Raw genomic sequence first — 26,107 nt, 5'->3', positions numbered from 1 at the left:
AGTGGTTCAGTGGTTGAGTTATCAGTGATTCAGTGGTTGAGTGGTTCAGTTATCAGTTATTAATTACCAGTTATCAGAAAATCATCTTTAACTGGTTACTGATTACTGATCACTGATTTAAACCTTTTTAATCTTGAGAGATTTCAGGTAAGCGGTGGGATTTTCGGGATCAAATTTCACGCCATCAAAGAAAGTTTCCACACCGCGAGAAGGGGTAGCGGGAATTTGATCAGCCGGAACATTGAGGGCTGTGGCGGCTTCTCTCCAGATATCTTCCCGGTTAACTTTATCAACTAAAGCTTTGATGTCCGTATCGGCGGGAATATAGCCCCAACGGATGTCTTCAGTCACAAACCAAGTATCATGACTCTTGTAGGGATAGGAAGCGTTATCAGCCCAGAATTTCATGGCTACGGGGCTATTTTCGATTTTGCGACCATCACCGAAATCGATATTACCCTGCATTCTGCCCAAGATATCGGCGGGGTCAATTTTCAGCCATTCCCGTCCTGAAATAATCTCGCACATTTCCTTAACATTAGCGGGATCATTGCACCATTGTTGCGCTTCCAGAACAGCCATGGTTAAAGCTTTTGCCGCTTTGGGATTTTTATCTACCCAATCGGCGCGTAAAGCGAAGGCTTTTTCGGGGTGATCCTTCCACAGTTCCCCAGTAATCAAGGCCGAATAACCGAGTTTTTTGTTAACTAATTGGGCGTTCCAAGGTTCCCCCACACAGAAAGCTTGCATAGTGCCGACTTTCATGTTAGCCACCATTTGTGGTGGAGGAACAACAATTAGGGATAGATCTTTATTCGGATCGATGCCGCCGGCGGCTAACCAGTAGCGCATCCAGAGATCGTGAGTACCACCGGGGAAAGTGACGGCGGCTTTAACTTCTTTGCCCGCAGATTTAGCTTTAGCGAAGGATTCTTTCAGTACACCGCTATCGAGGGCAACTTTTAGATCCATGTATTCGTTAGATATGGAAATCGCTTGACCGTTGGTATTCAAACGCGCCAGAATATACATTGGTACGGGCTGTTTGGTGATTTTGCCCAAGGTCATTAGGTAGGGTATGGGGGATAAAATATGCGCTCCATCGATACCGTTACCCGCCGAACCTAATTCGAGGTTATCCCGGGTTGCAGCCCAAGAGGCTTGTTTCATCACTTGCACATCGGGCATCCCGTGTTTAGCGAATAAACCTTTTTCTTTGGCGATAATTAAGGGGGCAGCGTCGGTGAGGGCAATAAAACCTAGTTTAGCGGTGGTGACTTCGGGGGTTTCTCCACTGGCAACGGGGGAAGCGGCAGGACTGCCGGCCGGGGAGGGACTGGTCGCGGTATTATTGGGAGTGGCGCAACCGTGGAGAATTGCTGTTCCTACGGCAGTTGCCCCGGCAGTGAAGATAAATCTACGTCTGGAAAGTTTACTCATGGACTAAAAAATCGTGATTAGAAACTAAACAAAGGTGATGAAACGGTGAAAAATTCTCATTACTTCCCCTAACTGACTGCGGTGATAACCGAGAAAATTTGTTCAAAGTAACTGTTGATTCAGTAAGGAGGCTTTAACTATTTTTATCTCTTGGTCGCTTTTGCTTCTCCATCTAGACAGATTTAGCAATAGTTTTTGTTTAAGAGATTTTTCCCAGAAGCATAACAGTTTTGAGGAGTCGATAGATAGGGGCGGTTTTTAGTCATCTGAGCTAGAAAGATCACTTTATTTCAGGGTTATTACCGAAGCAATTAACTTAAATTTACAGTCTTCAACGGGAAAGATAGTATAGATTGTTACAAAATATTGCCAGTCATGTAATAAAAGCATAAAAATTTGTCGGAAACGCATGGTAGGGGGATGGGGATTTTTAGCTATCTTGAATCAGTTATCAGATTTGAGTTTGCAGTTCACTGATTACTGGTGGGTGCATCTCATATTTGTAAATCTCTCCTACTTAACAGCAGCAGAAGTTATTACGTCGCGGGCGTTGGGTTTCATGCTTCAACCCAACCTACGTTCTTGCAACAGTAAAGGGATTGGGGGAGATTCGGCTAATCTAAGAATAAGCGGTTTAAATACGTCTTAGCTGATTGAATTTTGGCAGCATCAAACAGAGGTAACTTAAATGTCCGAAAAACAAGAACGACGGGTTCAGAAAAACGACGGCTATCAAGCTAAAATTGATAAACCCCCCGGTAAACCGCCCCAGGGTGGTTCTAATGTTAAACCGCCACCAAATCAGGACAAGGAGAAAAAATAAAAGTTCTTGGGTGGCTATTCCCCCTGTTCCCTGTTCTAACTGATAACTGATAACTGATAAGTAGATAGGTGTTAAAAGTTTTCAGATCCCCCCGCCTATCGGCACCCCCCTTATTAAGGGGGGCAGGGGGATCGAACCTAAAATCCATTTTTAGTTTAATTATAACCAGCTACTTAACTGATAACTGATAACTGATAACTGATAACTGATAACTGATAACTGCTCACTGATAACTGCTCACTGATAACTGATAACTGATAACTGATAACTGATAACTGATAACTGATAACTGATAACTGATAACTGATAACTGCTCACTGCTCACTGCTCACTGATAACTGCTCACTGATAACTGATAACTGCTCACTGATAACTGATAACTGCTCACTGATAACTGATAACTGCTCACTGATAACTGATAACTGATAACTGATAACTGATAACTGAATATGGCTTATTCTCGCATTAAAAAACTAGCAAATTATCTACGACCCTATTGGCAAATAGTCACTGGGGGGGTAGTTACTCTGCTGATTGTTAATCTTTTGGGTGTTTATATACCGCTTTTAATCCGGGATAGCATCGATGATTTGAGTAAATCCTTTGACTTCCAAAAAATCCTTGATTATCTGATTTTAATTGTCGCTTTAGCCTCGATTATGTGGTTTATCCGCATGATTTCCAGAGTGTTATTATTCGGGATCGGTCGTCAGGTAGAGTTCGATCTTAAACAAAAAATCTTTGAGCATTTATTAACCCTTGAACCTGCCTATTTTTCTCGGCAAACTTCAGGAGATTTAATCAACCGTGCCACTAGCGATGTAGATAATGTGCGTCGTCTGGTGGGTTTTGCTTTGCTCAGTTTGGCCAATACTTTTTTTGCATATGGGTTAACTTTGCCCGTGATGTTAGCGATTCATATTCCCCTTTCAATCGCCGCTATTTCTGTCTATCCTTTGATGTTAATTGCTGTGCAGTTATTTAGTGGTCGTCTGCAGCGGCAACAGAAAACAGTACAAGAAAAACTCTCGCATCTGAGCGATTTAATTCAAGAGGATATGAGTGGTATTACTCTGATTAAAATCTATGCCCAAGAAGCTAACGAGCGCCTAGCATTTAAACAAAGAAATCGCAAATTATTACAGGCTAATTTAGATTTAGTCCAGACTCGTAATTTTCTTTTTCCCCTGATTGAAGCTTTATCCTATGTGAGTTTATTGGCGTTGCTTGCCCTCAGTACTAGACAAATTATATCGGGTAATATCACCATTGGGGACTTTATTGCTCTGTTAATTTTGGCGGAAAGATTAGTTTTTCCCACTGCTTTATTAGGTTTCACTATTACGGCCTACCAACAGGGAGAAGTGAGTATTGATCGCCTAGAAACTATCCTATTAGCTGAGGCTAAAATTAAAGATAATGCCGATTGTATTCACTTAAAAAATATTCAAGGAAAAATTACCGCCAAAGCCTTGACTTTTTTCTATCCTGATGCTAAGGAACCAGCCTTAAAATCTCTTTCTTTTACCATTAATCCGGGGGAAACGGTAGCGGTCGTCGGTGCGATCGGATCAGGAAAATCTACCCTTGCTAACGCTATTCCCCGTCTTTTGGATATTGCCGAGGGACAGTTATTTATTGATGATCAAGATGTCACTCAAATTGCCCTTGAAGACCTGCGAAAAGCGATCGCTTATGTTCCCCAAGAAAGTTTTTTATTTAGTACCAGCATCGAAGATAATATTCGTTACGGCGATCCGCTGCTGAGTTTTCCGGCAGTGGCATCGGCGGCCAAACAAGCGAGAATTGAGGAGGAAATCGAGAATTTCCCGCAAAAATACGGAACTTTAGTGGGAGAACGTGGGATTACTCTTTCCGGGGGTCAACGTCAACGGGCTTCTTTAGCGCGCGCTTTAGCCATCCAAGCACCGATTTTAATCCTCGATGATGCCCTATCTAGCGTCGATAATCAAACAGCCACAGCTATTTTGGAAAACCTCGCCCAAGAGAGCCAAAAAACCGTGATTTTTATTTCTCATCAATTATCGGCCGCTGCCACTGCTGATCGCATTTTTGTCATGGATCGCGGAGAAATTGTCCAGATAGGAACCCACGAGGAGTTAATTGCAGTCCCCGGAGTCTATCAAAATCTCTGGCAACAGCAGCAGTTAGAGTCTAAGGTTTTACATTAGCCGATCAAATAGCGAATCTGCTAGTTATTGCCAGTTAGTAGGAGAATTTAAGAAGAATTTTCTGGCTATTTTGTCGATTTAATGGCAGTAAAAGCCAAGAATCTCACTCAACACTTTATAAAAATTTCTAGCCAATTTTTGTGTTATCTTGATTTCTCGTGGCACAGGTAATGTGCTAAAAACCTAATAGAAGTCCACTTGTACCGAGAAATTCATGCTTAAAAATCTGACTAAAACCGCTCTTTTAGCCACCGTTACCCTGATCGGTATCCCCAGCGTCTTAATTCAGCCGACAATTGCCCAAATGTCTAGTCTAGGAGATGGTATCATCTGTACAGCAACTGGCAAAACCGCCCAAGGGGTAAAACTCTATGTTTATACTTCTGAAATTGATGACGACTCGATCGACAAAAAAGAACCGGTGACACTGACAATGGTTTCCCCAGTTAGTGATGTGGTGGAAGGGCAAATTTTGGTAGTTAACAAAGACGATAACACCGTAACGATTGATAATTTTGCTGCCGCAACTCCCCCGGAAATGCAGCCGGTAGGATTAGCTGTCACTACCTACCAAGGTAGAAATACTTTTAGCGGAAAAAGTCAAGCAGGAACACCGGTTAGTTTTACCTTAGAAAACAATCTTCGCACCATTAAAGTTAAGCATGGTGGTGATTCTTTCACGGGAGTCTGTCACTAAAATTACCCTAATATGGGTTAACAGTTTTGTTAGTCCTCTTTGACTTGAGCATCTCAAAAGCTGGCTGTTATATTAACCCAGCTTTTTTTAATTATAATTAGTTATCTTTTAGCGACAATGAACAAGAATCAACTTTTAAGCGAACCTTTTTTACAATTACCCACCGAAACATCAGTACAAGTGGTTTGGTTTACGGAATTTTTTGGCACTCGTCATCAGGTGCGCTACGGGGAAAAACTAGAGAAAATTGCCTGCGCTCGCACTAGCAAATTAACTAGAGTTAGAGAAGATGCTCAATCGAGAACTATTGAAGCTTATCCATCTTTAACCGAGCGAGAAATCTGGCGACATCAGGCCGAAATTACTGATTTAAAGCCAGGGGAAAGGATTCCCTATCAAGTCACCAGTTTTCAGGAAAATACAGCGATTAGAAGTGATATTTATACCCTTAGCCCAAGACCAAAAAAAGGAACTAATCTCAAAATTCTGCTCACTTCCGATCATCAATTAATGCCGATGACTGCCGCTAATTTGCAAAAAGTTAGCGAAACTATTGGACAGGTAGATGCAGTTTTTTTAGCGGGAGATTTAGTTAATATACCCGATCGAGCTTCCGAATGGTTTGATGATAGTCGCGGTGGGGCATTCTTTCCCTGTTTACAAGGAAAAGCTAATTATACTCTTACAAAGAATGGTATTCAGACTATTTATAAAGGGGGAGAAATTATTCAAAATGCGCCCTTATTTCCTGCTATTGGTAATCATGAAGTTATGGGCAGATTTTCTAATTCCAGAGGTTTAAATGAACAGTTTGAAGATGCTATCCCTCAGTTTATTGCTAAAAAACTAGCAGAGGATACAGCAGCAATTAATGAAAACTGGTTAAAAAATAATACTTTCAACACAGAAACCTACGAAGAAATTTTTTCTTTGCCTCAAAATAAATATTATTCTCTGACCTTTGGCGATATTCGTTTAGTAGTTTTATATGTTACTAATATCTGGAGAAATCCCAATTTAGACCCCAGTGCAAGGGGAAGATATTACGAAAATCAAAGAGACTTAGAGAGACCAGATCGCTGGGGTTATGGTCAGCATATTTTTGAGCCAATTGCTCAGGGTAGTCCTCAATATCAATGGTTAGAAAAAGAGTTAAATAGTCGAGAATTTCAAGAAGCTAAATATAAAGTAGTTATGTTTCATCATCCTCCCCATACCCTAGGGGTCAATATCGTTCCACCCTACACCGATCCCGTGCCGACAATTCAACGGGATGCCACGGGAAAAGTTAGATCAGTACGTTATGATTATCCCCAAGAAAATGATTATATTATTCGTGATCTAATTCCTTTATTAGAATCAGCCAAGGTTAATTTGGTTTTTTATGGTCATTCTCATTTATGGAATCGTTTTCTTAGTCCTAACGGTATGAATTTTCTCGAATCTTCTAATGTTGGTAATAGTTATGGTGCTTATTTAGGTGATAAAAAACGTCCTGTCCCTCTCGATAGAAATTATGCGGCGATCAGTAATCCCAATGGATTAGAAGCAATTATCCCGAATATTGCTCCTCTAGTAGATTGGGTTAATCAACCTTTACCCTATATTGCCAGTAATGATGTAACGGTTTTTAGCATTTTAGATACAGAAAAAGGAACCGTGAGCAGTTATCGTTTTGATACTCGTTATCCTGACTCCGAGGTAATTAAATTTGATGAATTTGACCTTTTTAGCATAGGTGAAGTATAATAAAATTAAAGAGTGCCGGTTAAATAGATTCTCTTGGGGTTAATTGTATGACTACTGTTACTAGCAATGATATTCAAGAATTGAAAGACTTACTCTCGGCAATGCGAGAAGAAACCCGCGAGCAAATGATTTCTCTGCGAGAAGACACCCGCGAGCAGATAAGTTCCCTGCGAGAAGACACCTGCGAGCAAATGATTTCTCTGCGAGAAGAAACCCGCGAGCAGATAAGTTCCCTGCGAGAAGAAACCCGCGAGCAAATAAGTTCCCTGCGAGAAGAAACCCGCGAGCAAATAAGTTCCCTGCGAGAAGAAACCCGCGAGCAAATTGATGCGCTAAAGGAAGATAATCGCCAACAACTAGAAACCCTGAGAGAAGAAAATAACCAGCAATTTATTAACCTACAGAAAGAAATCACGGAAGTCAAAATTATCACGGCTAAAATTGAAGGAACAATTCAATCCCAAGCAGTATTAACCCAAAAAATTCCCGATTTAATCGAGAAAGTTGGGGAATTAAAAAACTGGAACCAAATAGCTATTGTCGCTATCACTGCTTTTACCAGTGCCACAATTACTTGGTTTATTCGAGGAGGAAATTTAAAACCTTAAAGTCCGGTATTTTTCTCAATTCCTAATTGGTGCATTGGCAGAATAATCGGTTTCAGGGTTTCTGCGAAAGCGGTTGAAGAGTATTCAACTTTGGGAGGAATTTCTGAATAAACTTCTCAGTGAATCAGTCCATCTAACTCTAATTCCCTCAGTTGTTGACTAGCTGCCACGGAGCAATAATAATTTCTAGTCAGCTGGCTCCCATCCCCGATTCTTTCCTTAGCTTTTTGCCTGCCGTTGCTAGAGCTATTTTGAGCAAGAGAAGCTGAGAACTTTTGTGGGCAGGCTTTTGAACTTAGCTTGTGTCCGTCTGGGCTAGTTTTCCTAGCCATTGCCTAATAACTGATATATTTCCTGAAAAACTGGGCAATCTAGGATTGGACAGCATCTTGATAAGGGGGATAAGACCTTGGACTACGCTAACGCTCGGAAAATTCTCGGTATATTCATCGAAGAAGCAAAAGAACACCTCCAAACTTTGGAGCAGGGGATTTTAGACTTAGGCAATCTCGTGAACGACACTGAAAAGATTAACGAGATGTTTCGTGCCGCCCATTCCATCAAGGGGGGGGCGGCCATGTTAGGTTATAGCAGTATCCAAAAAACTGCTCACCGTCTTGAGGATGCTTTCAAAATACTGAAAGAAAATCCCCTACAAGTCGATCAAAAATTAGAATCTTTGTTCCTCAAGGGTTATGATCTGCTTCAGATATTGATCAATAAGCTGCAGAGTCCCTTAGGTTTGCAAGCCGAGGAAGGTAACGCTATCGTTAAAAAAGGTGAGCCGACTTTTGCCGAATTACAGGCCCATCTTAAGGAGCTTCTCGGCCAAGGAAAATCTACTATCTCCATCCGCGTCAGAGATATACTCAAACAGATGTTACAACTGTTCAAACAGGAAGAAACCAGTGCTTCCCGTCAGCAATTACAAAAATTAACTTTATCTCTTCAATTGGCTTCAGAACAGCAAAAATGGCAATATTTAGTTAAAAATGCCCAATCAGCCTTGGCTAACCCCAAACATTCCTATCGTACTCTCGCCCCGGTTATTATTAAAGAATTAAAACAAGCTAATGATTTATTAGAATGGGGTCGCGGGGAAGAAATCACCGTCAGTCAAGAATTGCAGTTATTAGCCACCGCTAAATTACCACAAATCCTGATTACCCTGGAACCGGAATTGGTAGCTAGTACCCTGCTGGAAATGTTCAATCGCCAACAGATCTCGCAGCTGGTACAGTTATTACAAAAGAGACTTTAACGTCGGCGCTGGCGTAAAAAGGTGAGGGATTCCCACGAGGATAAACTTAAATTGTTTTTAATTTTGATGAGTTAGGAAGATATGTAATTAATTGTGCAAAACCGAGGCGGCAATAATCCTAGAGGGTGAATTGAGATAGAGCCAAACCAGAAAAAGCTAAGATATGGCAAGATAAAAACTTAAGGCATCAGGGTTGGCCAATGTCAGACCTGATGCAGAGTCTCTTTAGTCACCGGTCAAGCTGGGATTTACTGAGAGTAAGCGATCTGCTAGAGTTTTAACGTTCGTTAAATTTCTCGGGCAGAGAAAACAAACAAAACCATAATGGTGTTACTGGGTGTGTGGAAGTGCTTAAAAATCTCAATTTTTCGAGGCGATATTCCTCGCTGGCCTTGCTGCTGGCTATTTTCGGATTATTTCACGGGACGGTAATGGCCGAAGAAGAACCCCCAGAGACGGTTTTTTCCCGGGTCGAGCAGCTAGTACAGTCTCCTCCCGCGACGGGAGAAACTACTCCACCCGTGCTACCGCCGCCGGAAACCCCGACCACACCCCCACCAGCGCAGGCCGAGGAGTCGCGGGTCTTGGTGGCTGAAGTGGTAGTACAGGGGGCTGATCGAGAATTAGAAAATCTAGTTTACAATACCATTCGTACCCGACCCGGACGAAGCGCGACTCGATCGCAACTACAAGAAGATATTAACGCCGTTTTTGCCACGGGCTTTTTTGCCGATGTGCGGGCAGTTCCCCAAGATACGCCCCTAGGGGTGCGAGTCACCTTCGAGGTGCAACCTAACCCCGTTTTTCAGGGCGTACAGATTCAAATTGCCCCAGAAACCGTGGACAAATCGATTTTACCTGCCGGGGTGGTCGAGGAAATTTTCGCCAGTCAATACGGCAAAACCCTGAATTTGCGGGAATTACAGGCGGGGGTAAAAAAAATCAATGACTGGTACAGCAAAAACGGCTATGATCTAGCCCAGGTGATCGGTGCGCCGCAAGTCACTCCCGATGGTCGGGTGATTCTGGTCATTTCCGAAGGTTTAATCGAAAAAATTCAAGTACGTTATTTTAACGTCGAACAGGAACCAGTCAAGGCTAAAACCAGAGAATTTATCATTACTAGGGAAATGCGCCTAAAAGCGGGGGATATTTTTAACCGCAATACGGCCCAACAGGATTTACAGCGTGTTTTCGGTCTCGGTTTATTCGAGGATGTGCGTCTGTCTTTTTCCCCCGGCAGCGACCCAAGGGAGGTGATCGTTAACGTCGATGTGGTGGAAGGTAATACCGGTTCCCTGGCCGCTGGGGGTGGTATTAGCTCGAATGCGGGCCTATTCGGGACTGTTAGCTATCAACAGCGCAATTTTGGCGGCAATAACCAAACTTTAGGGGCGGAAGTCCAGTTAGGGGAACGGGAATTGTTATTTGATCTGAGTTTTTCCGATCCTTGGATTGCCAAGGATAATTTCCGCACTTCCTACACGGTCAACGTTTTCCGGCGACAGTCGATTTCTCTAGTTTATGATGGGGAAAATTCCTCAATTCGGACGCTTAACAATAATGATAGTCCCCGTATCGTCCGGACGGGTGGCGGTATTACTTTTGTCCGTCCTTTGGCCCCTGATGTGTTTACAAAACCAAAATGGGTGGTTTCCCTAGGCTTTAACTATCAACAGGTACAGGTGCAAAATGCCAGTGGTGACATCTCCCCCCTGTCTGCACCTCTCAACGGTTTTGGCAGTCAACAACTGGCTTTTAGTTCCTCTGGGATCGATGATCTACTTTCCCTAAATATTGGCGCTATTCAAGATTTTCGCGACAATCCCCTGCAACCCACCAGTGGTTCTTTCCTGCGTCTAGGTTTAGAACAAACTATTCCAGTCGGTTCTGGCAGTATTTTCGGCACTCGTGTTCGGGGTAGTTACAGTTACTTTATCCCCGTTCGCTTTATTAATTCCTTTAATCTCTTTGAAACCGATATTTTTAAAGGTCAGCAATCCCTCGCTTTTAATGTGCAAGCAGGGACAGTATTAGGCGATTTACCCCCCTACGATGCTTTTATTGTGGGGGGTAGTAACTCTGTACGGGGTTACGCCGAGGGAGAAGTGGGTAGCGGTCGCAGTTATTTCCAAGCGACGGCCGAATATCGTTTTCCCATTGTCGCTATTATCGGGGGGGCGTTATTTGTCGATTTCGGCACTACTATTGGTTCCCAAGGCGATGTCCCCGGTCAACCCGGGATTGTCCGGGATTTACCCGGTACCGGTCTCGGTTACGGTTTAGGTGTTCGGGTACAATCTCCCGTCGGCCAAATTCGGGTTGACTACGGTTTTAATGTCGATGGTGGTTCTCGTCTCCATTTCGGTATCGGGGAACGATTCTAATCAGTTATCAGTTATCAGTTATCAGTTACCAGTTATCGATGAATTTAGTTATTTTTGCTGTTCACTGATAAAAGCTTTATTACTTAATAATTATGGTTTCTACTATCGCTAAACAATTTGAATTATCGGGAATTGGACTGCATTCGGGGGAGATAACACGGGTGCGCGTCTGTGGGGCAAATCCAGGAGAAGGACGTTATTTTGTCCGCAGAGATCTAGCCAATCAACCGATTATTCCCGCTCTAGTTTCTTCGGTTTACCAAACGACTTTATCAACGGAATTGGTCCAAGGAGAAGCCAAGGTTAGAACCGTTGAGCATTTATTAGCGGCCTTAACCGCTTTGGGGGTAGAGGATGCTCGCATTGAGGTGGATGGTGCGGAAATTCCCCTCCTTGATGGTTCGGCCAAAATCTGGGTAGAAGCGATCGAAAATGCTGGTTTAGATAACTCTTTTTCTCCATCAGATTTAACTATTTCTCAACCGATTTGGTTGTACGAAGGAGATGCTTTTGTGGCGGCGATTCCTTCTCCTGAATTACGTTTTACCTACGGCATCGATTTTACTTATAAACCGATCGGTAATCAATGGTATAGTTGGAGTCCTGATCAGGAAAGTTTTCGAGATGCGATCGCAGCTGCCCGAACTTTCGGTTTTGCCGATCAAATTGAATATTTACAAAAGGCTGGTTTAATTAAAGGAGGCAGTTTAGAAAATGCTTTAGTCTGCGATCAAAATCAATGGTTAAATCCTCCTTTACGCTTTGATAATGAGCCAGCAAGACATAAATTATTGGATTTAATTGGTGATTTGAGTTTACTGGGAACTATTCCCACCGCTCATTACATGGCTTTTAAAGCTAGTCATAAACTGCACGTTCAACTAGCTAAAGCAATTCAGGGTTAATTATTTCTTGGATCAAGGGGACGAACTACAAAAATACCGATGGCTTTGTCCACTTTACTGATATATTTTTGTAGGTCTTTAGCAATGGTAACTTGACCAGCAGGAGAGGCATGAATTAAGCCAATTTTGCCATCAGGAAAGCGATAAACTAGACCGGTATGGGTGGTATCTAAACCAAGGATATTAGTCACGACACCGATAATATCGCCAGCTTGTAGTTGTGGATAAATATCTTTAATCTTAGCGGTGGGAATATAGGTTAAGGATAAGCTTTCTAATTGCCGTTCTACCTGTTGAATACAATCGTAATTACTTTGAGGTTTTAACTGGGGATATAGAGGGTGATTTTTGCTCATAAAATTGAGCTTTTTGTCAAGAGTAATTCCACCTAATTTGTGAGTAATATTTTCTAGATTGCCTCGTTTTTGGTTGTCATTAATCCAATCGGAAAAGTAATGCAGGCGACTACAATAACCGTCGAGAATACCGTGGCGATAACGCTGATTTAAAACCTGCTGACTAAAAGCAGAATACTGATAATTTTTTAAAGCAAAATTGTGACTCAAAGCGAGAACTGTTTCCACAAAGAGGACACAATCAAACTCTTTTAAAGAGATAAATAATTTTTCTGTAGGAGAGCGATCGAGTAATCCTGCTTGATATTTTGCTCCCAAAAACTGAGTGGCGATATTCTGAATTATATCAGCCATGGGGAAGCGATCGAGTTGTGTATTTTGGGCGTACTGCACCAGTTTTTGATAATTAGGATCGCTGACTTCTTGAACAAGAATAGTTTCCGATCGAGCTATACTCAAGGGAATTAAAACAGGATTAATTAATAAATAGGGTAAAGTTATCCAATTAAAAAACATTATCGATCGATTACTGAAAATAATAGGGTTTATCACCGACTAATACAAATTAACTATCGGAGCATTTATCAACTGTTAAAATCTGCTAGTGTTAGTTATTATTGTTTCATGTATTTTACTATTTATTCTACATAAAATTATTGTCGATATCCTCAAGTTATTGAGGACGTTTAACCCCACCGCGACGTTTAACTTTAAACCCATATAAATAAATTTCAGGTATATTAATTCGACCATCTAGCCGACTTTCCACCACACCCAATTGTATTAGATATTGCATAATTCCTTCAGGTTCCGTAACGGGAGGTAGTTTTTCAGGACTCCAGTGAGTTGAGCGCACAGCCTCTAAAAAAGTTTCTTTTAATATAGGAGCTTCTAACCCTTCTAAGTTAGTTTTTAGAGATTCTAACCAAGAATATTCTTCCTGTGCTAATTCTTTAATTCTATCCTCTGAAGTATCCATTAAAGCACTCTGGAGATCAGAGGGTTGTAGAAGTTGTCGCTCAGTCAGTTGTTCAAAACTTTCAAAATGTTCTAATCTTTTGGCTGCCGCTTTGTCGAATAATTTTAGAAAAGAGCGAGGAGCAATTCTACCCCCAGTATCCTGAAGATGATTAGGTATCCATCGGTAGGTAATGCCTTTTTTAGGACTAGCTCCCATATATTTACCGATCATTATTTCGATTAATTCTTGAAATAATTGTTCATCACTTCTAACATTCCATCCTAGTTGGGTTGAGCTTTCATAAATTAAATTAGGGATAATCTGTAAATAGTCTCTCATTTCTTGAGCCGAATTAGCTAACCGTTTAATCCAGAGTTGATAGAGCCAAGAAGGTCGCCATTCTAGCCGATGGGATTGTAATTTAGAAGCATCAGGAAATCCCAAAAATTCCTCTCTAAATAGGTCGGTACGAAGAAATATTTTTGGTAGAATTCTCTGCCAACGACGAGAGCGATCGAGCCAAAAAGCTAATAATTCTCTAATCGGATTAGCTAGAGCATTATAAGTAGTCAATAACCGATCTAATTCATCATAAGTAATAAATAGCCATTGGTCAGAACTAATTAATCGTTCGTCTAATTTGTCAAGAACATAATTTAGATGTTCAAAATTATCTTTAACTAAAATTCTCCATTCTGATAAAAGCGATAACCTATTTTGAAGAATAGTAGTAATATTTGAATCTAATTGTTGACCTATAATGCTGGGAATATCAGATTCTTTTTCCTGTAAAATGACACCTAAAATCAATCCTAACCAGAAACTACGCCATTCAAGATTAGTAGCGCTTTGCATTTCTTTTTCTATAATTTCTGGTGTCGGAAATCGTTTTTCAGTTTTGCGAGTGCGACCAAATCCTGCAATCCATATGGTCTGCTTTAAAGGAGCAAGACCTCGAATATTTAAACTATTAACTAAAGCTTCTCGTCCAGAAGGAATGGCTAGTAAACGAAATAATTCTGTTTTACCCACACCCCGACCACCTTGAATTAATAAAATGCTTGGTTCCAATGCCCGTTTATAATCAACCACGGGTAAGAAATTTTTGAGAAATACTTCTTCATCATCACTTTCCTGTTCAGCTGTTGCTTTTCCAGGAGCAATTTCTCTCATTAATTCCAGTAACTTTTTTTTATCGAATTCAGCCATAATTTTTTACCGATCGTTTATAATCACATCACGTCCAAATAATTGACAAAGCTTTTCAGCAATAGTTTGATAAGGAGAATCGGTCATAACTTTTACGAGATTTGCTAATCTCTCTTTTTCTTCTGGAGTTGAGTCACGAGTTAAGAGGGCAATATCTCCCCGCAGACTATTATCGTAGGGGACAACTATCGGGAAAAATGGTGCATCAGTATCATTAGAGTTAGGGACATCTTCAGATTCAGTATAATAGTTTTTTTGGAAAATTTCATAGGCTGTTTCTCGAAACTTTCGTAACTCTATTTCTCGGCCAACTGTTCCTAAAGATGGAGCGAGAGCATGAACTAAAATTAATGGTAAAGGATTCTCAGGGTTAGATAGGGCTAAATGTTGGATAACTTGGGTTAATCCTGGCCAACTTTGTCGAGATTCCGTACCAAAAATAACCACTGCATGGGAAAAATAAGTAATAGCTAAACCACCAATATCATGAAAACCTGCTCTTGCATCCATGAGAATAAAATCCAGTGATTTGCTTAACCTTTCTATTTCTTCTAGCATTTGTTTTAAAATGCCTTGTAGTTGACCATTGACAAGATTTTGAAAATCTAAACGAGCCAATTTTTCTAAATAATCTTGATCCACATTTCCTGCTGGTAGCAATTTTAAGATTTCACCTTTATCTCCTAACAAATTTGTATCATTAATATCTTTTAAACTCAGTTTCCATTTGTCTTTTTGAACTTTCTTTTCTAGCAAATAGTCCATGACACCAGAATTATCGGCAAAATCCTCAGAAAAAATTGTGGCCAGACCGGGAGCTTCTAAATCAAGGTCAACTATAGCGACTCGATGACCATTCCGCGCTAAAGTTAAGGCAGTAGCGGCCATAGTAGTGGTGCGACCAACTCCTCCTTTGAAGGAAAAAAAGGAGACAATAGCTGGTTTATATCCTTTTTCAACTTTTTCAAAATCCCAGGGCAATTGCTGCCCAATTTTATTCTCTGTCCATGCTTGTTTAGCCAGATGACGTTCTAGAATATACCATTTCAAGCTTGCCGATTCATCGAACCAAGGTGCCTTAACTTTTTCCTTCATGATAAGATCAATCAGGGCTTTATAAGCATCTCCTTCTCCTTTTTGCCACCAAATATCATGGCCATAGTAATACTCAAGTTTTTCAGACAGGAGTGTAGATAGATGGTTTTCTTCGTTTGATTCTATCTTGTTTGTCCCTGTTAACCCTAGAAATAAGCGAATTTTTCCCTCAACATCACGAATAATAATCACGGATTCTAGTTTGGCTACAAGAGAACCAAGACTGGAATCCTGAAAGCAGTCCCTTACCCTAGCAAAAGTTTCACTAAAACTAATCATCAGAATCTTAAATATCCTTACTAGAAATATAACCGTTTAGCACTAATCTGAGAATAATATCTCGATAAATTTCTTCAGCACATTCAACGGCCGAGTTAGCCTGATCTTCAGTCCAATATCCAGATTGATAATATCTTCTTTCTGGGTGATTTTGCCCTAGAACAGTTCCCCGGATGCGAGAAACTGGTAACTGTTGCTCTAAAATAGGATAGAGAATTCCTAATCTTTCCCTCGCTTTACCTTCTAATTCCTTGAGATCATGTCCGAATTTTTTAGCGGCTTTTTGATCATCTTTAAAATACTGTTCTACTAAAAGCTTAAAAGCGCATTCTACCACATAACCAGCTAGGTAAATGGCATTGTCCCAACGTTGTTTAGACAGCAAAATTTTGGCATCTTGCAAATGTCGTCCCGCTGCACTAGCAAATAACTCGGTCATAGACGTATCGAATCAAATAAAAACTTTTTAGCCATAAACCAATTCTACCACCATAACGAAACTTTAAGAACTTTACTTCCTTGTTGTTGATTTTTCAACCTAAACTTGCCAAATTTTCTGAAACTATTGCCTGATTTCCTCACTATAATTAAGCTGTTGACTGTCTAAATTACTCCTTAAGACTGCACTGGAGTGCCAGAGTTGCCAGTTCGAGCATTTGTACTAAAAATTACTCTACTCAGTTTAAATCCAGTACAGCTTACCTGCTACTGACTCCTAACCCTAACAACAATTTTTGATTTTTACCAGAGGTCTAGGACAAGGACAAAAAGCTGATCTTGATCGAGTTATAGCACTTGCAGCTCTCTATGAGATGATCTCGAATCCTCACCCTGATCATCTTTGAACAGGGACATCTCGTCTGAGGTGCTCAGGAATAACATTTTTGTAATTAAAAGTCAATAGATTAAATATTAATTTTTGTAAAGAAAAGCCTGAGCAGTTACTCCGAAAGCTCTTTACCATCTGTTACAAAATATGGCAATATATTTATCGAATTGTGTCAAAACCCAGAGTAAATGCTCATTAGGGTGACATTTTCTGATACAAAACAGAAACATATATATCTAAATACCTTAAACAAAGGGCGATCGTCATCTGATGACGAAAATCACTTCATACCAGACTCAGCAATCCTAAGGAGAACCATCATATATGTTCACTCACGTCAAGTCCACCATTCGTCATATAGTTCCTGACGCGTTGAATGGTCGATCGCTGGTCAAGGTGGTCTATGTCGTGCTAGAACCTCAGTACCAAAGTGCGCTGAGTAGTGCGGTCAGGGAAATCAACGCTAACAACCGGAAACTAGCGATCGAAATTAGTGGTTATTTAATCGAAGAACTGCGCGATGGGGAAAATTATCGCAATTTTCAGGAGGATGTAGCCAAAGCTAATATTTTCATTGCTTCTCTCATCTTTATCGAAGATTTAGCCGATAAAGTGGTGGCCGCTGTCAGTCCCCATCGGGATCAATTAGACGCGGCGATCGTCTTTCCCTCTATGCCCCAGGTAATGCGCTTAAATAAATTAGGCAGCTTTTCCATGGCCCAATTGGGACAGTCTAAGAGTGTCATCGCTAACTTTATGAAAAAGCGCAGGGAAAACTCCGGCGCTGGTTTCCAAGATGCGATGTTAAAGTTATTGCGAACTTTACCGCAAGTCCTGAAGTACCTCCCCATGGAAAAAGCTCAGGACGCACGCAACTTTATGTTAAGTTTCCAGTATTGGCTGGGAGGTTCGGCAGAAAATTTAGAGAACTTCCTGTTAATGTTGGCCGATAAGTACGTCTTCGATAACAAGGATGACAGTGTAGTTTATAAGGAACCGGTAGTTTATCCGGATATGGGTATCTGGCATCCTTTATCGATGAAAATGTGGTCGGATGTCAAGGAATACTTCGCTTGGTACAATAACCGCAGTGATATTGCTGATGACCTAAAAGACCCCTTAGCTCCCTGTGTTGGCTTAATTTTACAGAGAACTCACCTCGTTACTGGGGATGACGCTCATTATGTCGCTCTCGTGCAGGAATTCGAGTCTATGGGTGCGCGAGTCCTTCCTGTTTTTGCTGGGGGATTAGACTTTTCCAAACCAGTAGAGGAATACTTCTGGGATAAAAGCTTAAAAGGAGTGGAAGCGGTTGCTATCGTTGACACGGTAATTTCCCTGACGGGATTTGCTTTAGTGGGGGGTCCAGCGCGACAAGATCATCCGAAAGCGATAGAATCCTTAAAACGTCTCAATCGTCCCTATATGTGCGCGTTACCGCTAGTTTTCCAAACTACCCAGGAATGGGAAGAAAGCGATTTGGGGTTACACCCGATTCAAGTGGCGCTACAGATTGCTATTCCGGAATTAGACGGTGCGATCGAACCTATTATATTATCAGGCCGGGATGGGGCCACGGGTAAAGCGATCGCTTTACAGGACCGGGTAGAAGCGATCGCTCAACGGGCGCTAAAATGGGCTAACCTAAGAAAGAAACCGAAACTAAACAAAAAAGTCGCCATCACCGTCTTTAGTTTCCCCCCCGATAAAGGGAATGTGGGAACCGCAGCCTATCTAGATGTGTTCGGTTCTATCTACGAGGTGATGCAAGCGTTACAAAATAATGGTTATGACTTGCAAGATCTCCCCGCATCTCCCCGAGAACTGATGGAAGCGGTAATCCATGATGCTCAAGCACAATACCATAGTCCGGAGCTAAATATCGCCTATCGGATGTCCGTACCCGAATACGAACGCTTAACCCCCTATTCCGTCCGTTTAGAGGAAAATTGGGGACCACCACCTGGACACCTCAACAGTGATGGACAAAATCTGTTAATCTACGGCAAAGAATTCGGTAACGTCTTTATTGGGGTTCAACCCACCTTCGGTTATGAAGGGGATCCCATGCGTCTGCTATTTTCTCGTTCTGCTAGTCCCCACCACGGTTTTGCAGCCTACTACACCTATCTCAATCAAGTCTGGAAAGCAGACGCGGTTCTTCATTTTGGCACCCACGGTTCCCTAGAATTTATGCCGGGGAAACAGATGGGAATGTCTGGGGAATGCTACCCCGATAACCTCATCGGGATGATTCCCAACCTCTACTATTATGCCGCTAATAACCCGAGCGAAGCTACGATCGCTAAACGTCGTAGTTATGCGGAAACCATCTCCTATCTCACTCCCCCCGCAGAAAATGCCGGACTCTACAAAGGGTTAAAAGAACTAAGCGAGTTGATCGGTTCCTACCAAACCCTGAAAGATAGTGGGCGTGGGGTGCAAATTGTCAATACCATTGTCGATAAATGTTTATTGGTCAATCTCGACAAAGATATAAGTTTACCTGATGTTGATACCGCCCATCTCAGTCAAGAGGAACGGGATAATATCGTCGGTTCCGTCTATCGTAAACTGATGGAAATTGAATCGCGCTTACTTCCCTGCGGACTTCATGTTATTGGGAAACCCCCCTCGGCGCTGGAAGCGGTGGCAACTTTGGTCAATATTGCCAGTTTAGACCGGGAAGAGGACGATTTACTTTCCTTACCCCGTATTATTGCTAACAGCATCGGCCGGGATCTAGAGGAAGTTTATCGCAATAGCGATCGAGGTGTGTTAGAGGATGTGGAATTACTGCAAAACATCACCCTAGCGACTCGCGCTGCCGTTGCCGCTTTAGTCAAGTCCCAAACCGACGCAGAAGGTCGAGTATCGATGCTTTCTAAGCTGAATTTCTTGAATATAGGCAAGAAATCGCCTTGGCTCGAAACTTTACGGTCGATGGGTTATCCACAAGTTGATCCGGTGGCGTTAAAACCCCTGTTTGAATACCTAGAATTCTGTTTAGAACAGGTCTGTGCCGATAATGAATTAGGGTCCCTATTAAAAGCATTAGAAGGAGAATATGTTCTTCCCGGTCCCGGTGGCGACCCCATCCGTAACCCCGGAGTTTTACCGACGGGTAAAAATATCCACGCTTTAGACCCCCAGTCTATCCCGACCCTAGCGGCGGTAAAATCGGCTAAAATCGTCGTGGATCGCCTGTTAGAACGGCAAAAACTGGATAATGGCGGTAAATATCCTGAAACCATCGCTTGTGTTCTCTGGGGAACTGATAATATCAAAACTTATGGGGAATCCCTAGCACAAATTCTCTGGATGGTGGGGGTTCGTCCTGTTCCCGATGCTTTGGGACGGGTGAATAAATTGGAATTGATTCCCCTAGAGGAATTAGGAAGACCGCGCATTGATGTGGTGGTCAACTGTTCTGGTGTCTTCCGGGATTTATTTATCAATCAGATGAACTTGCTTGACCAAGGGGTAAAAATGGCCGCGGAAGCAAATGAACCGATGGAGATGAATTATGTCCGTAAACACGCTAGGTCACAAGCAAAAGAAATGGGTTTAACGGTTCGACAGGCAGCCACCCGCATCTTTTCTAATGCTTCCGGTTCCTATTCTTCTAACATCAATCTCGCGGTGGAAAATAGCAGTTGGGAAGATGAAAAAGAGTTACAGAATATGTATCTCAACCGCAAGGGTTTTGCTTTCGACTCGGATAATCCTGGGATGATGGCCGATAATCGTCAGTTGTTTGAAGCATCTTTAAAAACTGCGGAAGCGACTTTCCAAAACTTGGATTCTAGCGAGATTAGTTTAACCGATGTTTCCCACTATTTCGACTCGGATCCCACTAAAGTTGTCGCTAGTTTACGCGATGATGGCAAAAAACCGGCGGCCTATATTGCCGATACTACCACCGCTAACGCTCAAGTGCGTACTTTATCGGAAACCGTGCGCTTGGATACCCGCACCAAGTTACTCAATCCCAAATGGTACGAGGGAATGTTAAGTCATGGTTACGAAGGAGTCCGAGAATTATCGAAGCGTTTGGTTAATACCATGGGATGGTCGGCAACTGCTGATGCGGTGGATAATTGGGTGTATGAAGATGTCAACACCACCTTTATTCAAGATGAGGAAATGTGTCAGCGTCTGATGAATCTCAATCCTAATTCTTTCCGCAAAATGGTGGGAACACTGCTAGAAGTTAATGGTCGCGGTTATTGGGAAACTTCTCAAGAGAATTTAGACCGCTTACAGGAACTTTATCAGGAAGTGGAGGACCGCATCGAAGGAATCGAGTAGAATAGATAGATAAGACTTGAGAGACTGGCTAATCACCAGTCTCTTGGGTTTTCAAAAAAGATGAAAAATAACTTTTGGGGGTTAATCTGGTCTAGTTTTAACGAAATTCAAGGGGTTTTACTCGGCCTTCTTGGATTTTTAGGAGGTATTGCTTTAATTCGTTATTCCTTCAATACTTCTATTCCTTTAGACCTAGTAATTATTGTCAGTTTCTTCACCTTGCTGTTAATCGCTACTTTGTTAAGCGCTGTTAACACGCTTCTTAGACAGAAACAAAAATTAGAGGCAGAAGTTAAGCAACTTCAGGAGGTAAACCAAAATTTAGAAAATATTATTAAACAGGGAATTACTCCCAGGATTTTGAGGTCTCAAAAGCAAGGAAATAATAATATTTTATGCCTTCTTGATTCCTCTAGTCTGTTTACGATCGAGTTACTTGTCTCTTTTTATTATACCGATGAAGATGGGTTTGAAAGATTAATAGGAGAGGGTTTTGTTGAATATATTAATCCAAAGGATGGCAAGATACACGCAATCATTGATAAACCTCAAACAATCTATCAGGCAATTCTAGATCGATTGGCGAGTAACGATTTAAAAATTATTCAAGAAACCAGAGTCAGACCTGGCGTTCTTAGAAAACATAGTTCACCATAGAGGAAAATATGGAAAATGTAGCCGAAAAACCCATTTTATCTCCTAAAGGAACCTTTCCCGCCAAAGTTGTCAAAGTTATTGACGACTATAAATTAGTGATCAATAGAGGTGAAATTAGTGGAATTCGAGAAGGTCAAAGAATGTTAGTTTACAATACAAGTGAAGAGGAAATAAAAGATCCGCAGACTGGTGAGTCTTTAGGCTATCTTGACTTAGTGAGAGGGACGGGGACAATTACTTTTGTTCAAGAAAAAATAGCGATTTTACAATCGGATAGAACCAATAATAAAGAATCTAGATTGCTGCAGTTATTGCTTAAAGAACAAGAAACCCCGTCCGATTTGATAGGAAAATTCTTAAAAAGAGCCGTAGGAGCGAATTCTAAGAACGATAAAAAGCCAATATCCGAACTAATAGATACTGAATTGTTAAATAAACTGCTAATACGGGAATTATCCGAAACGTTACCTTTTGAAAACCCTCAAATTGGCGACTCGGTTAGACCTATTTAGACCTATCGATGGAACAACCAATATTAGAATACTTTTTATCTCTTAAATATCCGATTTCAATTTATCCCGAAGAAGAAGGCGGATACACCGCGTTAATTCCAGATTTAGATGGTTGTATTACTCAGGGGGAAACTTTAGAGGAAGTGATGATTAATATTGAAGAAGCTAGAAAGTTTATTTTAGTGGTAAAAAAGTAATTCCTTCACCTTCTCAAAGATAAATTTTCTCACTCTCGACTCACAGCGATCGCATTCTGCTGGAATTGAGGGATAACTTTCTCCGGTTCGCAAGCCGGAGGAGACAAAACTGGTTTATGCTAGAAAAAGTTACTCTTAACGTAACTTTACAAAGTCATCGATCGCCCACATTTATGGATTGCATCATCAATCGTCGAGCGCGGTTTTCAGCCAGCCATCGCTATTATCTACCAGAATGGGACGAAGCCGAAAATCAAAGACGTTTTGGTCTTGGTAGCCGTTTTCCCGGTCATGGTCACAATTACGAATTATACGTCTCCCTATACAAAGAACTCAATCTTTATGGCATGGTGGAGAATCTCTCCACCGTAAAACAGGTAATTAAACGAGAGATAACCAGTCAATTAGACTACTCCTATCTCAATCAAGTCTGGCCGGAATTTCAGCAAACCCTACCCACCACAGAAAATATCGCCAGAGTTATCTGGCAAAGATTAGCACCCTATTTACCATTAGTCAAAATTCAACTATTTGAACACCCCGAATTGTGGGCAGAATATCAAGGAAAAGATATGGAAGCAACTTTAACCGTCAAAACCCATTTTAGCGCCGCCCATCGTTTGGCTTTACCGCAATTAACCCTGGAACAAAACTCGGAAATCTACGGCAAATGCGCCAGGGTAAACGGTCATGGCCATAATTATCACCTAGAAGTATCCGTGGCGGGAGAAATCGATCCCCGCACCGGTATGATTGTAGATCTAGGAGATTTACAAAAAGCGATCGATGAATTGGTAGTGGAACCCTTCGATCATGCTTTTTTAAATAAGGATATTCCCCACTTTGCCGAAGTGGTTCCCACCGCGGAAAATATTGCCCTACATATCGCTCAACTATTAGAGGAACGGATCCGCCAATTAGGAGCCGAATTGGATAAAGTTAAACTGATTGAAAGTCCCAATAATTCTGCGGAAATCCACTGTCGTGGTTCGGTTCAAACTCCCCGACAACTTCTAGAAAAAACCCTGACAGCCGTTTAATTGCTTGTTAGTTAAGGTGATTAGGGTGAGCCATGCTCACCCTGAGGGATTTAATTAAACCCTAGTTAAACACTTCTCGCCATCCTCGCTTTCCTTTGCCTTGACGTAAGGGAGAAGCTAAATCGACAATTTTCTCGAGCAGTTTCGGGGCGAATTTTTGACACCAAAGAGCTAGATGACTTTGCCAACCGACGACAATTTCCGTTTTTTCCCTATTTAACCCGGTAATTAGGGTTTGGGCGACTTCTTCGGTGCTCATCGGTTTTAACCATCGAAATAACTGCAATTCTCGCACCATATCCGTATCGGTTAAAGAGGGTAAGAGGGTGACAACTTTGATGTTGTGTTCCCGTAATTCCGACCTGAGAGCTTGACTAAAACCCAAAATGGCAAATTTGGTGGCCGAGTAGGTAGAGAAGCTAGGAGCGGCAATTTTACCCATCATGCTGGAAACATTGACGATGGTTCCCTGTCCCCGAATTGCCATCCGGCGGGCAATTAAGCGAGTAACCGTGTACATGGCCATCAGATTTAAAGATATTTCTGCTTGCACTTGCGAAAATTGCGAGCGTAGAAAGGGGGTTTGATGGGCAATACCGGCACAGTTAACGAGGATATCAATGCCAAGGCATTCTTGCCAAACGCGGATAATTGAAGTGCTAACAAGGTCATTTTCGGTTAAATCTAGGGCTAAAGGTGTGGCAATGACCCCTAGAGACTCAATTTCTTTGGCTAGTTTTTCTAATCGCTCTTGATCTCTGGCGACAATCACAATTCTGCTTAAACCTTGTCGGGCCAATTCTAAGGCGATCGCTCGTCCAATGCCTCGGGATGCCCCCGTGACTAGGGCTGTTTTTCCCTGTAATTTCATGATCAAACTCCTGTTTTAAGCAACAGTACGGGAATTTATTGGTTTTGCTTCTGAAATCTTTGATTTGTGCATCTATGCCCTACATAAGTAGCGAAGCAATCGAGGGATAGATGGATAGGTTAGGGTGCATGGGATTTTTCCTCCTTCAAAGCGCACTCTTGAACCTACGGTAACAGTTGTCTTTACAAACAGCAATCTTTTTTAACACTTTTCCCGAAAATCACTCGATCGGATGAACGCTCAGGGTGATCCTCGATCCTATGGAAGGGGAGAGGGGAGAGGGGAGAGGTAGGGTTGATTCATGAATCAACCCTACTATGAATCAACCCTAGGGCAGAGGGGCAGCGGGAAAAAAATTGTGGTGCCACCCTATTGTTCATCTCAATTTAGGTGTTCAATGTCGGTAATAATCGGTAGAATCACCGTCATCTTTGTGCCTTTTCCTTCCTCACTTTCCAAGTGAATTTCTCCTTTGTGCGCTTCCACACAGCGTCCGACAATGGCTAATCCTAATCCCGTTCCTTGAATATTATCGACATTGCTACCGCGATAAAAAGGTTTAAATAAATGTTCTTGATCTTTGCTGGGAATACCAATCCCTCGATCGACAATTTTAAAGACTACCTGCTCGGATTCGACAATAATCTTAAATTCTATGGGGTTTCCCTGTGGTGAATATTTGAGAGCATTTCCTAGTAAATTTGTCAAGATATGTTTAATTAAATTTATATCCCAAAGTCCTCTTTCTAAGCTGCCCTCAATTTGGAAAATAATTGCTGATTGTTTTTCTGGCTTAACAATAAAAGATTCTACCAATTTCTGACAATAATCGAGCAAATCCACCGGATCAAATTGACAGTATAATCTCCCAGAATCAGCCCTACCAATTAATAACACTTCTGTGAGCAATTGATCCATGTCTTTAATGGCCGATCGAATCATGCGAAAATAGCTAACTTGCTGATCTTTTGTCAACCGATCGCGACTTTCTTCTAATAATCCAGCCGAGAGTAAAATTTTATTTAAAGGATTGCGAAAATCGTGGGATAACATGGAAACAAATTCAGTTTTTAACTGATTTAATTCCTGAGCTTTTTCCAGTTGATTAGTGCGTTCAATCACGCTCATTTTTAAAGCTTTGTTCGATTCTCGTAAAGCTTCCTCCATCTGTTTTCGCTCGATCGCATAACATAGCGATCGAGTTAAAATTTCTAAACTTACTTCTCTTTTAATTAAATAATCCTGCGCTCCCTGACGTAGTGCTGCCAAAGCTAAATTATCATCATTAGTATTAGTTAAAACCACGATTGGTAATTTCGGAGCCGTAATCAAAAGGGGAGCTAAGGATTCCAAACCTTGACTATCTGGTAAAGTTAGATCTAATAAAATTACATCAAAATTTGTTTGTTGTAACAGAGAAATCGCCTCGGATAATCTTGACACATTAACCAGATGAAATTCTTTTTTTTCATTACCCTTAAGAATTTCCTTTAATAATCGAGCTTCGGCTAAATTATCCTCGATTAAAAGAACTTTTATATCCTGCGAGAGTCCCATTTTTTAATCAAGAGTTAAAGAGATTTGGGAAGTTAGGAAGTGGGAAGATTTTTCAGTGTTGCCAAAGGCACGGCGTAGCCGTCCAGTAAACAGTAATCAGTGAAAAGAAAGCTCCGAACTTGCCACTTGATACTATTAACTGATAACTGATAACTGATAACTGATAACTGA

The 26,107-nt window shown here is 41.5% G+C and carries 20 protein-coding genes and 1 pseudogene; 13 read left to right on the top strand and 8 right to left on the bottom strand.

Annotation, left to right across the window (positions count from 1 at the left end):
• Positions 1-117: 117 nt before the first annotated feature.
• Positions 118-1,440, bottom strand: a complete 1,323-nt coding sequence (locus H6F92_RS08365; protein WP_190357500.1) for a CmpA/NrtA family ABC transporter substrate-binding protein — start codon at positions 1,438-1,440, stop codon at positions 118-120.
• A 688-nt stretch (positions 1,441-2,128) separates the two neighbouring features.
• Between H6F92_RS08365 and H6F92_RS26530 the strand changes: the two genes are divergently transcribed.
• The 5 genes from H6F92_RS26530 (at position 2,129) to H6F92_RS08345 (ending at position 7,509) form a co-directional block, all read left to right on the top strand.
• Positions 2,129-2,263 (top strand): hypothetical protein, encoded by a 135-nt coding sequence (locus H6F92_RS26530; protein WP_265795677.1) that lies wholly within the window; start codon positions 2,129-2,131, stop codon positions 2,261-2,263.
• 449 nt (positions 2,264-2,712) lie between these two features.
• Entirely contained in the window at positions 2,713-4,455 is a 1,743-nt protein-coding gene (locus tag H6F92_RS08360; protein WP_190357499.1) for an ABC transporter ATP-binding protein, read from the top strand.
• Positions 4,456-4,669: 214 nt separating this feature from the next.
• Complete coding sequence (locus H6F92_RS08355; protein ID WP_190357498.1) at positions 4,670-5,152, top strand: hypothetical protein; 483 nt, start codon at positions 4,670-4,672, stop codon at positions 5,150-5,152.
• Between the two features lie 117 nt (positions 5,153-5,269).
• Positions 5,270-6,901, top strand: coding sequence for a purple acid phosphatase family protein (locus tag H6F92_RS08350; protein WP_190357497.1), 1,632 nt, complete (start codon positions 5,270-5,272; stop codon positions 6,899-6,901).
• A 47-nt stretch (positions 6,902-6,948) separates the two neighbouring features.
• The gene (locus H6F92_RS08345) at positions 6,949-7,509 is read left to right on the top strand and encodes a hypothetical protein (protein ID WP_242030057.1); all 561 of its coding nucleotides are present in this window, start codon (positions 6,949-6,951) and stop codon (positions 7,507-7,509) included.
• Here H6F92_RS08345 and H6F92_RS25855 read toward each other — a convergent pair.
• Positions 7,506-7,613, bottom strand: a pseudogene (locus H6F92_RS25855) (winged helix-turn-helix transcriptional regulator); the annotation flags it as partial. The gene H6F92_RS08345 and the pseudogene H6F92_RS25855 sit on opposite strands and share 4 nt — an antisense overlap.
• Before the next feature lie 305 nt (positions 7,614-7,918).
• Here H6F92_RS25855 and H6F92_RS08335 point away from each other — a divergent pair.
• From H6F92_RS08335 to lpxC, 3 genes are all read left to right on the top strand, one after another.
• Positions 7,919-8,770: an Hpt domain-containing protein gene (locus H6F92_RS08335; RefSeq protein WP_190357496.1), complete on the top strand. Its 852-nt coding sequence runs from the start codon at positions 7,919-7,921 to the stop codon at positions 8,768-8,770.
• A gap of 431 nt (positions 8,771-9,201) precedes the next feature.
• Positions 9,202-11,157 (top strand): BamA/TamA family outer membrane protein, encoded by a 1,956-nt coding sequence (locus H6F92_RS08330; RefSeq protein WP_199308165.1) that lies wholly within the window; start codon positions 9,202-9,204, stop codon positions 11,155-11,157.
• 92 nt (positions 11,158-11,249) lie between these two features.
• Positions 11,250-12,062 carry a UDP-3-O-acyl-N-acetylglucosamine deacetylase gene (gene lpxC, locus H6F92_RS08325; RefSeq protein WP_190357494.1) on the top strand — a complete coding sequence of 271 codons (813 nt, stop codon included), beginning with the start codon at positions 11,250-11,252 and terminating at the stop codon, positions 12,060-12,062.
• Here lpxC and H6F92_RS08320 read toward each other — a convergent pair.
• The 4 genes from H6F92_RS08320 to H6F92_RS08305 all read right to left on the bottom strand — a co-directional run bounded on the left by H6F92_RS08320 (position 12,059) and on the right by H6F92_RS08305 (position 16,401).
• Positions 12,059-12,934 carry an N-acetylmuramoyl-L-alanine amidase-like domain-containing protein gene (locus tag H6F92_RS08320; protein WP_190357493.1) on the bottom strand — a complete coding sequence of 292 codons (876 nt, stop codon included), beginning with the start codon at positions 12,932-12,934 and terminating at the stop codon, positions 12,059-12,061. The genes lpxC and H6F92_RS08320 overlap by 4 nt on opposite strands.
• 157 nt (positions 12,935-13,091) lie before the next feature.
• On the bottom strand, positions 13,092-14,588 hold the full coding sequence (locus H6F92_RS08315; protein WP_190357492.1) for a P-loop ATPase, Sll1717 family: 1,497 nt from the start codon (positions 14,586-14,588) through the stop codon (positions 13,092-13,094).
• Between the two features lie 6 nt (positions 14,589-14,594).
• Positions 14,595-15,962, bottom strand: a complete 1,368-nt coding sequence (locus tag H6F92_RS08310; protein ID WP_190357491.1) for a KGGVGR-motif variant AAA ATPase — start codon at positions 15,960-15,962, stop codon at positions 14,595-14,597.
• 7 nt (positions 15,963-15,969) lie between these two features.
• On the bottom strand, positions 15,970-16,401 hold the full coding sequence (locus tag H6F92_RS08305) for a HEPN domain-containing protein (protein ID WP_190357490.1): 432 nt from the start codon (positions 16,399-16,401) through the stop codon (positions 15,970-15,972).
• Positions 16,402-17,115: 714 nt separating this feature from the next.
• Between H6F92_RS08305 and H6F92_RS08300 the strand changes: the two genes are divergently transcribed.
• From H6F92_RS08300 to H6F92_RS08280, 5 genes are all read left to right on the top strand, one after another.
• Positions 17,116-21,102: a magnesium chelatase subunit H gene (locus H6F92_RS08300; RefSeq protein WP_190357489.1), complete on the top strand. Its 3,987-nt coding sequence runs from the start codon at positions 17,116-17,118 to the stop codon at positions 21,100-21,102.
• A 60-nt stretch (positions 21,103-21,162) separates the two neighbouring features.
• Positions 21,163-21,759 carry a bZIP transcription factor gene (locus H6F92_RS08295; protein ID WP_190357488.1) on the top strand — a complete coding sequence of 199 codons (597 nt, stop codon included), beginning with the start codon at positions 21,163-21,165 and terminating at the stop codon, positions 21,757-21,759.
• Positions 21,760-21,767: 8 nt separating this feature from the next.
• Positions 21,768-22,271 carry a hypothetical protein gene (locus tag H6F92_RS08290; RefSeq protein WP_190357487.1) on the top strand — a complete coding sequence of 168 codons (504 nt, stop codon included), beginning with the start codon at positions 21,768-21,770 and terminating at the stop codon, positions 22,269-22,271.
• An 8-nt stretch (positions 22,272-22,279) separates the two neighbouring features.
• The gene (locus tag H6F92_RS08285; RefSeq protein ID WP_190357486.1) at positions 22,280-22,468 is read left to right on the top strand and encodes a type II toxin-antitoxin system HicB family antitoxin; all 189 of its coding nucleotides are present in this window, start codon (positions 22,280-22,282) and stop codon (positions 22,466-22,468) included.
• A gap of 173 nt (positions 22,469-22,641) precedes the next feature.
• Positions 22,642-23,508, top strand: coding sequence for a 6-pyruvoyl trahydropterin synthase family protein (locus tag H6F92_RS08280; protein WP_190357537.1), 867 nt, complete (start codon positions 22,642-22,644; stop codon positions 23,506-23,508).
• A 61-nt stretch (positions 23,509-23,569) separates the two neighbouring features.
• Here H6F92_RS08280 and H6F92_RS08275 read toward each other — a convergent pair whose 3' ends face one another.
• A complete protein-coding gene (locus tag H6F92_RS08275) occupies positions 23,570-24,379 on the bottom strand; it encodes an SDR family NAD(P)-dependent oxidoreductase (protein WP_190357485.1) in 810 nt (269 codons plus the stop codon).
• Between the two features lie 381 nt (positions 24,380-24,760).
• Entirely contained in the window at positions 24,761-25,936 is a 1,176-nt protein-coding gene (locus H6F92_RS08270) for a hybrid sensor histidine kinase/response regulator (RefSeq protein WP_190357484.1), read from the bottom strand.
• Positions 25,937-26,107 lie beyond the last annotated feature (171 nt).

Origin of the sequence: Microcystis wesenbergii FACHB-1317 (assembly GCF_014696875.1) — a bacterium.
GTDB lineage: Bacteria > Cyanobacteriota > Cyanobacteriia > Cyanobacteriales > Microcystaceae > Microcystis > Microcystis wesenbergii_A.
Note: the sequence above shows the minus strand (reverse complement) of the source record. Positions and strands in the feature narration are given on the sequence as shown.